The sequence below is a fragment of the Psychrobacter sp. CX18 genome, from assembly GCF_057396215.1.
On record NZ_JBXYJH010000019.1, the window covers coordinates 1 to 12,179 of the forward strand.

Consider the following 12,179-nt stretch of genomic DNA (forward strand, 5'->3'; position numbering starts at 1 on the left):
GACCGCTATAGATATGTGAGGCAAACGATAGTGGGCTTGGGTAGCGGGTATAAGGGATGTCAGATGCAATCAGCTTAGCTTCTACCCATACACCAGAGTCAGCAGCAAGCTGACATTGATCAGCGGATACCGATTGACGCATCAGCCAAGTATGTATTGATTGGTGGTTATGATAAGAGACACTGTCACTTGCAGGCTCTATGCCAATTAAGGTTGAGGCAAGACAGTAAGCGGATAAGGCGTGAATAGTGGGCAAGCGGGTGATATCTACTACGTTTGCAACATGCAGTCCACGCATCGCACCTGCGGCAAGATAGTACTCACGGTGGGCGTTGTTCGCAGCAACCCACTGTTTGGCTAATCTCGTCGCAGTATCACTACTGCCCACACGGGAGGGGGTAGCAATAAGTAGGGTTGTGTCTGCTGTGGTAAGAATGGAGTCATCGGTAGCGATACCTTCATAGAGGGTATCCGTCTCTAAGCCATCACTACGCACGATGACTTGCTGACTACCCAGCTGTTTATGCATTGGGTGAAGCTGGCTTATGGTGTCTTGTCCTGATTGTACGGAGGCTTGGGCGTAGCTGTAGTAACTGAATGGTTTGGCTGATGTATCACTGTGTAGCTATTCACGCTTTTCGCTACTATCTATACACCAGCATAGGGCAGTGGTAATGGCTTGCGATGTCACTTGCTTCGCGTGCCATCTCAAGCCTGACCACAGCAGCCTATGTTGCCGTACAGTATATCCGCTACAATCGCGGCTAAACAGCATCACACGTTAACCACTGTGCGTAAAGTAAATATTTGAATAATATCTCTGTTCAATAGCCGTTAGGTTGTACTATTAAAGGATAAAGTTTTTTTAATTTTTAACTATCATAACCAGTGATGTATTCCCTAAGTTTTAAAAAAATATAAAGAAATTTATAGCTAGATTTGAAATATTAACTTTCTTCTCCATGTGCATTATATATCTCAAGCGCATTCTGACAGATAGTTTCATTTTCATATATAAACTTGTCCCATCCTCTTTTATCCCTTGAGACATTGATACCTGCATATTGCATCAAGTCTTCGCTATATTGACAATTCATATCTGATAGTTTTTTTAAGTTGAGTTGTTCACAATGCCGTGTGGCTTCAGTTAATAAAGGGCTAAAGCCCCAAGCATATAAATCTGTCGGAATATGCATTTTTGACATTTCTTTTGCAGAACAAACTGAATTAAAAGTATCTTTATTAATTGGAACATTTATTTTAGGCTGATGTATTCTATTTATATTTTCAGTTAAGGGAGTTATATCGTTGCATCCCAAAAGCAACAATGTAAAAACTGAAATAAACTTTAATTCTTTCATAATTAACGATCCGCTTTATCGAGAAAACATTCGGGTGTATTAAATCACTTCTGCGTTTATAATTATACCGCTAGCCTCTTTCATAGTTAGTGCAGAAGTGTCATTAACGTTAAAGAACATTTTAAGTTGCATCATATTACTAGATACTTTTAATCCAACTAATCTGCCTACCCTTGCAATGGGGCCATCTCTATCAACTTCTTGATTTTCTTAACCATTAAACTTTTAGGATCAAGTTCGCTTTATCACATAATCTTCATTCATAAGACTAATGTTACTGGATCTTAGATTTAATGCTTCTTCGTAGCTTAAAGGTCGTTCAACTGGAAGGTTGAGCTCTTGCAGAATCTCTGTAGGAGTTTTACCAGCTTTTATATCTGATGTCTCGTTGTCGGAGCTAGAAACATCAGGACGATCAGACCAGACTAACATAGTTATGACTGCTATTAGTAAGACGTGTTGGAGTAACTTATAACGCATTTATTACCCGTTTAAAATCTATCAAACGTTAATAAAACTCTTTTTCAAAAAAATCATTATTTCGTTTTACGTCACGTATTTCAACATATCGTTTTTGACATCGCTGTTGGTCTACCTCCGTATTTTCAAGCTTTGCTCTGAGGACGGGTAGAGCTAATTCCAGCTCTTCTAATAGTATCTCTAGATCTGGAAGCTGATGCTTTTTTAGATAAGGTACAATATCTTCGTCGTGATAACGCAGCCAAGCACAAGCTTCTTGTTTGTCAAAATAATAGGGGTCAAAAGCTAAAATCTGTAAATATTGACTAATCATATCTGCATCAGCCAAATTATTATCAGGAATCTCGTTCACAAAGCTATTTTTCCATGATGATAGATACATTAAGAGATACTCTTTTGTCCTCGCTAATCTTAATTTATCGGCGTTTTCCATACGTTTTGGCAAGAGCTGGCCATAATTCTTCTCATTTATATGGTCGGTAAAAAAATGCTTTATGTAATCAAGCTTTATTAAATTGGCGTTATATTCTAATGCAATTTTTAGACATGACTCATTAAGCTGAACGACTTCTTTTTTATTAATCTTCAGCTCCTTAATAAAAAAGTCATCTGTATATCTGGTCCACTGATAAACATCAGCACAGGCATGCGGTTGTCCAAGCTTTGCTAATTTGAATATTGTCTGATAGCCTTCGGTTTCTATAGCAGGTTCTTTATGATGCCAAGTTTGATAGGTTGCTAGAGCATACTGCGCGTTAATCTCGTTTGGGTCTTGGGCACGCTGTCTTAAATAGGTAATCTCCTCTAAACCCGCTCCATCGATATAATTAAAGTTACCTCCAGCTAAGCCCATTGCTTCACTATAGCTAAGACGTCTATCTGTTGGTAGCCCGTCTATATAATTGTCTGAATCTTTCAAAGTTACTTCGCTAATATTCTCGGTTTGTCGATCACAAGCTGCTAATGCCGAAAGTGAAATACTGATTAATATTATAATTAAAAAACTATTCATAATTGATTTGCTCTACTTAATACAAGCACAGTTAAATATTCTAAAATTTCTTGGTAGTCATTTTTCTATAACCGCTTCCTTTGTAGCCTGAGTCCACTTTGCTTGACTAAATGAAGCAGGTCTAGTTGAGCAAGGGGTAAGAGAGGTCGGTGCATAAACAGTACCGATGTTGGGATGCTTAGATATGTATTCACCAATAGTTTTAGAGATGCCATTACCAGCATTGCAATATACCAGTACTAGGGTTTGATCATTGGTATAGCCACGCTTCTTAATGTATTTGGAGAAAATTATTGATTGCTTTGGTTTTATCGATTTCTGAACCTTTCATATTGTTTACATACTGTGCTATTAATTGATCGCTATTAAGTCTTAACAGTTCTGCTCATAAGCTATTGCTAGTATTTACTTAAAGAATCCTGTAGTTAGATCCATGGTCAAAAACTTAAAAATACTGGATAGGTAAATATTGATATTAATTAATAGGCTCTAAGTCACGCTTATCAATCCAGCCGAATTTCGTGTCATTTTTATAACTTACTTCTATCCAATCTTCATTTTGCTCTATCGCATTGATAAAATCATTTTTTATATAATAATTAGGAGGGGTATAAGAGTTGAAATTCTCATTGAGTATTTCAGCTTTTTCTGTCTTAACTATGTATTTTGTAGGTGGGGCTGGACATTTTTGTTTTAAGACTTCGTTGCTGCTCCCTACTAAGTCGTCTTTAATAGTATAATCATCACTAGCTAGATTGATATTTTGGTTTATGACACAGCGATAGCTCTGCAATGATTGGTTATTAATAGTGCCATGATAACTTACTTTATCTAATAACCACTGATTATCATAATAGTCGATATAATAATCTTGAAAGTAGTTACCCCTATCTGGAAAATAAGTTCTAATGATTAGACCAGCACTATCATTTCGAGGAATAATGTCGTATAAATGATAACCACCGTCACTAGTGAAGTTTGAAGTTTCTAAACTAAGCTTGTATTGGTTATTCTTATCACCTTGATAGATATATAACTCATTCCCTTGGTATATATTAGAACTATTATTAACTCTAGTCACTAAAGCGTCTTCTATACCATCTTCATTAACATCAAAAGTATAAATCTTATATAAGTCGTTTCTATATAATTTATCTAACTGCGAGATACTGTACACTTCAGAATCTAAAGGATTTGAAGATTTCGAGTTATACTTTTTAACACCTTCTTCAATTAACGCTGTAGAAAAATCATTATTGAGACTATTCTTTATAATTTCAAAATCACATTTTAGGTCTTGTTTATAAATATTTGTTACCTTATTTCCCTTAACTTCGATTTTATTGAAATCAAAACATTTATGTGATTTCATCTCAATGGTGTACTCATCTTGTATTTTGATTTTTGAGTAAGGTGTTATAGAAAATGTAGGGTACTCTTCAGTGGTAGATGGATAGAATAAGAATCCATGATTATTATCACTAAATAAGTAAATTTTAGGTATTGCTGATTCAATATCTTCACTGTATATATAATCTAAATAAATCTCTTTATCACCGACTAACTTATGTTGGTAAGTGTATTCTAAATTTGCCCTATAATCATGAAGTCTAATCTTAAATGAATCGTTTAAATCTATAATGTGATTTATGTGATCGTATTGAGGTTGGATATTTTGTTTGTAAAGTACATTTATAGCTTTATCATTATTCTGTGAACCTGATGAAGATTCATAGTCTTTAAGAGCAGTATACGCACATGATACAATCAAGAATGTATTAACAACTACAAGGCTAATTAAAAATTTATTCATATATTTATTCCGTATTTATGCTCTATAGTAATTCTTACAGACTCTGATTTTGAAATCTTAAATTTCTTAGTAGCCATATTTTAGACCCAATATTATTCTTCTATATATTCAATGTAACTAATAGCGGTTGTCCATACATTCTTATTATTCAATGTTTTGATAGTAGTTTTTAAATATATTTTATCAGCTTTAACAATGTAATCACGTTCAATTATTTTGAATAGCTGTGGTTTATTAGATTTAACACGGTAGTAGCTTGAAAGATTTCCAGCTCCAGCTTTTTCAGTAGATATTATTTCTTTTTTAACGTAATCAAATTCTGGTACATTCCTCCCTTCAATAGTTAGTTCAGAAAAGTTTGAATTAGATTTATACGTTCTATCATTCTTATCATATAAGTAAAAAGAATATGAAGGGCTACCATAAGTTCCTAGAAAACCTGATATATGTGCAAAATCCGTATAACCATCAAAGTTAAAATCACCAAGTATAAACGAATACCTTTCGAACGCAGAGTATTCTTTAGTACGAGTATCTGCAGATAGTCTTGTATAAATTTCTTCTAAAGAAGGTATAGCTGTAATGACATCAATATCTTGATAGGCATTAGGTGTAAACTTGTCTTTTATTGAAACGATTACAGACGTGAAACAATAATCCCAAGTATTAATGGCACAGGTTTTAGCGTGGACTTCAAATAATTTTACGTCACCAGAGTTATTTAAAACATATCTTTCAAATGTTGTATCTGATTGTGCACTAGCTTTATAGCTAAGCGTAACAAACGTAAATAATATAGCTAATTTAAACATATTGTTTATAAATTTTATTATCTTAAAATCTATGTACCTCTTAAATTTATCCATACCCATTTCTTTTATAGTTAAATCACTAAGATTAACATCCACAGTCGCCTTCATCGTGATTATATTCGTCTTCTAAAGCAATTAACTCAAAACTATCATCTTCTTTAATCTAAAAGCTATCTAATATAAACTCAACATTATCAGCCTTATATCCAAACACTTGAGCTGTTTGTCAATTTTAATTGAGAATACCTTCAAACTCAGGGTCTTTGCTATGATTAATCAGTTTATAACTAACTCCTTGGTTTAGTTTGAAACATGCAGTCCACGCATCGCACCTGCGGCAAGATAGTACTCACGGTGGGCGTTGTTAGCAGCAACCCACTGTTTGGCTAGTCTGGTCGCAGTATCACTACTGCCCACACGGGAGGGGGCGGCAATAAGTAGGGTTGTGTCTGCTGTGGTCAGCAGGGAGTCATCGGTAGCGATGCCTTCATAGAGGGTATCCGCCTCTAAGCCATCACTACGCACGATGACTTGCTGACTACCCAGTTGTTTATGCATTGGGTGAAGCTGGCTTATGGTGTCTTGTCCTGATTGTACGGAGGCTTGGGCGTAGCTGTAGTAAATGAATGGCTTGGATGATGTTTTGTTGTTGTAGCTGTTCACGCTTTTCGCTACTATCTGTCCGCCAGCATAGGGCAGTGGTAATGGCTTGCGATGTCACTTGCTTCGCGCGCCATCTCAAGCCTGACCAAAGCAGCCTATGTTGCCGTACAGTATATCCGCTACAATCGTGGCTAAACCGCATCACAAGTTAACTATTGCGCGGAAATTAAATATTTGAATATAATCGCTATTTGATAGCCATTAGTTTGTAAGTTAAAGGGTATTGTTTTTTGGGTGGAAATACCGAACTATTAACAGTTCTATGTAGAATGATGTTTTCAATTTCCTGTGTTAAGTAGGGCATCTAACGGGTGCCAGTCAACCTCGAGACTATTTCATTTTAACTTTATCCATCAAGAAAGACTGATTATCACCTTCTAAATAATAACTCATATCTATCATAAATTTATCATCGTTAATTTTTCTAATTGTGCCAAATTTTTTATTTTTCTTTAAATCATAAACCTCAATATTAGTATCATTAATCGTCTTTGTATAACATTCAAAATGTTTATCTGCTTGATAGCCTACTATATCTATATGGCAATAATCTTTAGAAAGCATGATATCGTAAAATACTCCTACACCAGTTCCAAGATTTTCGTCAGTTTGATAATTGTTATATTTATAACTACCATAGAACGGTGAGTTAGAATAATCTTGATTATATGAACTTTTAGATATCGTATGATTTGAACAAGAAAGGATTCCTATGATGAAAGTCATTAAGAATAAAATCTTCATACTAACTCCCTAGTGGCATATAGATTTAAGAACATTTCTTTATTGAAAGCTTTACTAATGTCTTTGATCTCATCTTTAGTAAAGTATCGAGATCTACCAGTAAGAGTCTTTGAATCTATATTCTCTTAGGTTGCTGTTACTGGGGATTATGTTTTAAGCTTTTGATTATTAGATTTAGGATTATTAGCTTCTTGAATACCAAGTTGACTATTTTCAGCTACATCAATTTCTTGCGATGTCATACCTGCATCAGAAGTGCAACTCGTAAATAGTATTATTAATAAAAATGACGGCACTGAAAATAATGCTTTAAAAGTTAGCATCTATGACTCCTTTTAAGTTTATTATATGGCTTTTGAGGTTAATCCAGTAGAGTCACTAACACTTTTATTTGCAGGTAGACAGTACCTTGGAGTTAAACTGTTGTTTGTATCTGTCGAAATCCTCCTTTAAATAGGACTGAGTAGCTTTAGAATCGTCAATAATATCATCATATTCAATGTTATTTTCATTTATAGCTCCATTTTCGGCATAAAAACGCAGACCTCTTTGCAAGCTTGTGGTTATTTTTTCATTTTTAAAAATTAATAAGCTTTGATAGCCACCAAAGCCTGATTCATTATACAAAGTGGCTAACGAAAGACATTCTCCGTCACCTAATTCAAATATTTTTATTTTTTGACTAAGTATAGGTCCACCCTTAGGATCAGCCTCAAACTCATCTTCTATTATCTGTAGAGGCTTTTTATCTATACTGATTTTAGAGCCTGATACAAACTGATTGACTACCTTATTGGTTAGGTTTATATAATTACTATTAGTATTTATACAAGCAAAGCTTGATAATACAATAGTAGCTAAAACTACCAGTTTTAAAAGAGTTTTCATAACTTCATCCTATTAGTCAAACAACAGTTCTTTATAATTTTTAATTCCTAGTCGTAATAGCTGAGGTTTTAGATCTTTCCATGTTTTTCCATTTGGATGCAATTCGAAATGAGGGTAGTCAGGACGGCTCCATGTCCCTCCCCAAATAAGACCAAGTTCTTGACCAATGGGACCTAACTTTTTACTATTAGTTATTGACAAAGAATTATTTTTTAAATACGTAATTTCTCCGTTGGTTACAGATACAACATCAATGGCAAGACCATATTGATGATAACTTTGTAAAGCGCCCGCCGATGTAACTTTAGAAGAAAGATTATTTTGAGCTGCTGGGCTACGATAACCATCAGTGATTACCCATGTTATACCTGTTTTTTCGTAACCTTTATTAATCAATTTTATTACATAAGGACGGTATATTGGATGTAAAGCAGCAATATTTCGTAGCGTTCTTTCATATTGTTTATTTCCACCACATGCTAATGGGTTTAATTCTAGCTCATTCGTTATATTTGTAGTAGGCGGTTGTACAGTTTGCGAACAAGTAGCTATAAATTTTTTGTTTTCAATTTTCTCACCATCTATGTAGTGATGTCTAATTTCTTTTTTAACCTCCCACGCATAAGTTTTGCCGTCTTTGAATCCCCTTATTTCTTCTCCCTGCTGTGTTGTTTCTCTTACTTTCGACTCATCTTTTTCTTTCATGAAGATGGGATTAGATATATAAGGATTCTCTTCTTCCTGCCCATTATCCTTAAAAATAATATCATTGTCATCTAAATCGACACCAGCAGGTTTAACAGTGTTTGGGTAAAGTACCGTTAGATACATCTCAACAAAACTATCAATTTTTTTGTGTCTGTTATTATATAGTTTAAAGTATTCTTTAACGTAGTCTAACTGCTCTATCGCTGACATATTAGCCAACTCATTTTTTGTAACACCTAAGTCCGCACGTGCCTCTGCACCGATTTGAACCAAACCCACATAGCCACGTGAGTTGATAATGGAAGGATCAAAACTGCCATCTGTCTCTAAATGAATCAAAGCCATCAAATTATTAGCCATATTTAGATAATCGTCAGGCCAAAGATCTTTACATATTTCAATTACTTTCTTTCTAAACTCACAGCTTACTTTTGCTCCCCAAATCAAATCATAGGTTTTACAAACACAGTCGCCATCGGTTGTTAAAATAGACTTAGGATACCTATCTGCACCGTAATCATCAGTGCTTTTTACATTTATCGGCGTACTCGAATTCGATGTATTTGACTTTGTAGAGTGATTACTACCACCACTAGCAGAACCACTAGGAATAACTAATTTCTGCCCAACTAAAATTGTCGAATTATAATCAATACCATTAGCACGGGCTATATTATGAGCAGAGACACCATATTTTTTTGCAATACCTATTAACGTATCCCCACTTTTTACAATATGTACCGTTTTCGATGAACTAGTAGAGTTGTTAGTATTATTAGTAGTAGACTCACCTTCTTTTTTACCACTAATAGCTTCATTAAAGTCCTCAAACCCTTCTTTAACATTCTTCCATGTGTCTGAAACCGCATCACCCACTTTATCTAGTAAACCACTATCATTATCTTTAGGGGACCGGTTACTGTTAGAAGAGGGTAAACGACCCATTGGCGGTTTTTTTAAATTATCAACGTTTGGCGCGCTTTTACCCCGTAGCTTAATGGTCTGACCAGCTTGCAGCTTTTTAGGTTCACTTATATTATTTATTCTTTTAAGCTCGCTTACAGGAATACCGGTTTCTTGCGAGATATCCCAAAGCGTATCATTTTTCTTAAGTGTATAAGTTTCTTGTGAAGAAGATATTGTAGGTTTATCATTCGTAAAGCTGCGTAATCCACTATTTTTACGAGGAATTTTTAGCCATTGACCCGGAAATATTTTATCGGCATTTCTAATTTTGTCTTTATTAAGGTTATATAGTATTTGCCAAGTTGTATCATGCTTCTTGGCAATACTATATAAATCGTCACCAGGCATCACTTTATAAGTTTTTCTAGAAATATTACCTTTTGTATCTGCTAGTTTTCGAAGTTTCATAGTTTGAATTGAAAACGGTGCAATAATCTCTACTATACCTTTTCTAGAAGGCACAGGAAATCGACTTACGACACGCATTTCATTAGTTATTGGGTTTTTAACACTCACTATAAGTACTGTGCCTGGTGGTCTGCTAATTGGTACTCCTAATCCTGAACCATTTGACTTAGTTTCACTAATTGTTCTATTTGACTCTTTAACGATATGGTACAAATCAGGAAATATATTTCCATACAGATCTATAAATTTGAGTATGATGACAACACTTTTGCTTTTATTCATTATTGTTATCCTTTATAGCATTATGATTTAAATCCTCAGCAAAATTGTCATCATCATAGTCTATCAAGTCATTTTCATCATCGTCAGGTATAAATTTAAAACCCCAATCAGCATCTTTAAAACCAACCATAACTTTGACTTCTTCCTCTTTATCACTGATTACAGGCGCTGTTCTACCATGTTGATCTAGCACCCCTTCTATTAGTTGTCCATCAGGTCTCAGAATCTTAAACTCAATATCATTAAAATCATACTGATAGAACAAATCATACACATCCAGCTTATTACTAAACAACGGAATCGTATCAGGCATCATAGGAACACTATAATTCGCCCGAGCCCCAGCAACCAGCCCCTTCTTAACCGCCTGAATCTTAATCGTGCCTGGGCACACAAACTTAACCCCGCTCTCATCAATCGTTAACGACGCCCCGCCACTAGTTTGCACCTTAATACGAGTCGGAGAGGCTACATGCACCTCACCAGACTCACTGCCTATCATCAACCCTTGTTGAGAATGCAGCTGCAGCTCACCGCCTTGCGCCTGTATCGCCAGCGGCTTAGTATTAGCACTCACATGAAAGCCTGACTTAGATGCTTGACCAGACACACCTGCAAGAGACGTTAACGTATCGCCAAGTAGCCGATAGTCACCGCCCACCATATCTGACTGAGTTAACCCAGACTGTCTCACCACACTCTTAGCCGTAAACAGCGTGTTTTGGCCTGATGCCAGCAGACTGTCTTTGCTCACCAGCATCACATCAGGCGCACCAAGCGTCTCCACACCGAGCGTCTCATCAATAACTTGAGCCGTCTCTTTAAACGCTTTTATCTGCGCATCTACATCTTGAGACGACTGCAAATGACCTTGCTTTGCCTCACTATAACTATCAGACAACGTATAGCCTATATCCAGCTGCCTGACGCCGGCATCATTGACCCAAGCCGACTCATGACGGCTTTGAGAATGGCGTATCCCAAACGTCGATAATAAAACACCGTCTGAGCCTGACAGCTGTAAACCTTTATCACTTGCCACCTCAAACCCAGCACCACGAAGCGTAGACTGATGATTACCAAAGCGGTGACGTAGTACACCCAGCTCTATCACATGCTCACTTGGAGAGAACACACCCTTATCACTTGATGTCGGGGTACTGGCATTGGCTTTGTCCTGCGTATTGACTGACCACTGAAGCCCAAGCTTATTTGGCGTATCATCAAACAGCAGATTGGTTTCAGAATCACTATCCAGCCCAAACTGACTGATACCTGATATCCATCCACTGTGTGCATCATCCTCATTAATTTGAGAATGACCCAACGCCCCGCCATGCCAACGAGGGGAGGCGCCTTGCATCAGATTATAACGATGCGATGCGCCGCTATCTTGATAGGTCACATCCCGCTCATCCACATCCCCCATGCCAATACCTTCATAGAGGCTACGGGTAATCACAGGACTGTCGATATCGCCATACCAATGGCTCAGCAGCACCGCTTGTCCAAGCCTTGGGGCAAACTGCCAACCATGCGATGCCCCTGTCGACAGCTGTAGAGATCGAAGTGGCGGGGTATGTTTGTCATCATGATCACTGATACCAGCCCACACAGGGGTGGTAATGACTTTATGTTGTCCGTCATCACTAATTTGTGAGTCATAGCTTGGGGCACTGGCGTCGCCACTACGTGCTTGGGTAAGACCGCTATAGGTATGTGAGACAAACGATAGTGGGCTTGGATAGCGGGTATAGGGGATGTCAGCTGCAATCAGCTTAGCCTCTACCCATACGCCAGAGTCAGCAGCAAGCTGACATTGATCAGCGGATACCGATTGACGCATCAGCCAAGTATGTATTGAGTGTTGGTTATGATAAGAGACACTGTCACTAGCAGGCTCTATGCCAATTAAGGTTAAGGCAAGGCAGTAAGAGGATAAGGCGTGAATAGTGGGCAAGTGGGTGATATCCACTATGTTTGCAACATGCAGTCCACGCATCGCACCTGCGGCAAGATAGTACTCACGGTGGGCGTTGTTA

12 protein-coding genes are annotated in these 12,179 nt (G+C 36.9%); all 12 read right to left on the reverse strand.

What is annotated here, in order from left to right; all coding sequences use genetic code 11:
• The coding region (locus tag AC2SLT_RS12515) for a hypothetical protein (RefSeq protein WP_486547985.1) at positions 1-529 on the reverse strand (529 nt) is incomplete at its 3' end.
• 418 nt (positions 530-947) lie between these two features.
• Positions 948-1,361 (reverse strand): hypothetical protein, encoded by a 414-nt coding sequence (locus AC2SLT_RS12520; RefSeq protein ID WP_486547986.1) that lies wholly within the window; start codon positions 1,359-1,361, stop codon positions 948-950.
• Between the two features lie 231 nt (positions 1,362-1,592).
• Entirely contained in the window at positions 1,593-1,793 is a 201-nt protein-coding gene (locus AC2SLT_RS12525; RefSeq protein WP_486547987.1) for a hypothetical protein, read from the reverse strand.
• Positions 1,794-1,869: 76 nt separating this feature from the next.
• The gene (locus AC2SLT_RS12530; protein ID WP_486547988.1) at positions 1,870-2,853 is read right to left on the reverse strand and encodes a hypothetical protein; all 984 of its coding nucleotides are present in this window, start codon (positions 2,851-2,853) and stop codon (positions 1,870-1,872) included.
• A 475-nt stretch (positions 2,854-3,328) separates the two neighbouring features.
• Positions 3,329-4,666 carry a hypothetical protein gene (locus tag AC2SLT_RS12535; protein WP_486547989.1) on the reverse strand — a complete coding sequence of 446 codons (1,338 nt, stop codon included), beginning with the start codon at positions 4,664-4,666 and terminating at the stop codon, positions 3,329-3,331.
• A 92-nt stretch (positions 4,667-4,758) separates the two neighbouring features.
• Positions 4,759-5,574 carry an XAC2610-related protein gene (locus AC2SLT_RS12540; RefSeq protein WP_486547990.1) on the reverse strand — a complete coding sequence of 272 codons (816 nt, stop codon included), beginning with the start codon at positions 5,572-5,574 and terminating at the stop codon, positions 4,759-4,761.
• 204 nt (positions 5,575-5,778) lie between these two features.
• Entirely contained in the window at positions 5,779-6,141 is a 363-nt protein-coding gene (locus tag AC2SLT_RS12545; RefSeq protein ID WP_486547991.1) for a hypothetical protein, read from the reverse strand.
• A 330-nt stretch (positions 6,142-6,471) separates the two neighbouring features.
• Entirely contained in the window at positions 6,472-6,885 is a 414-nt protein-coding gene (locus tag AC2SLT_RS12550; RefSeq protein ID WP_486547992.1) for a DUF5991 domain-containing protein, read from the reverse strand.
• A 146-nt stretch (positions 6,886-7,031) separates the two neighbouring features.
• The gene (locus AC2SLT_RS12555; RefSeq protein ID WP_486547993.1) at positions 7,032-7,208 is read right to left on the reverse strand and encodes a hypothetical protein; all 177 of its coding nucleotides are present in this window, start codon (positions 7,206-7,208) and stop codon (positions 7,032-7,034) included.
• A 64-nt stretch (positions 7,209-7,272) separates the two neighbouring features.
• On the reverse strand, positions 7,273-7,773 hold the full coding sequence (locus AC2SLT_RS12560; RefSeq protein ID WP_486547994.1) for a hypothetical protein: 501 nt from the start codon (positions 7,771-7,773) through the stop codon (positions 7,273-7,275).
• Positions 7,774-7,785: 12 nt separating this feature from the next.
• Positions 7,786-10,137: a LysM peptidoglycan-binding domain-containing protein gene (locus AC2SLT_RS12565; protein ID WP_486547995.1), complete on the reverse strand. Its 2,352-nt coding sequence runs from the start codon at positions 10,135-10,137 to the stop codon at positions 7,786-7,788.
• A partial coding sequence (locus AC2SLT_RS12570; protein ID WP_486547996.1) for a DUF2345 domain-containing protein occupies positions 10,130-12,179 on the reverse strand: 2,050 nt, incomplete at its 5' end. The genes AC2SLT_RS12570 and AC2SLT_RS12565, both read right to left, overlap by 8 nt.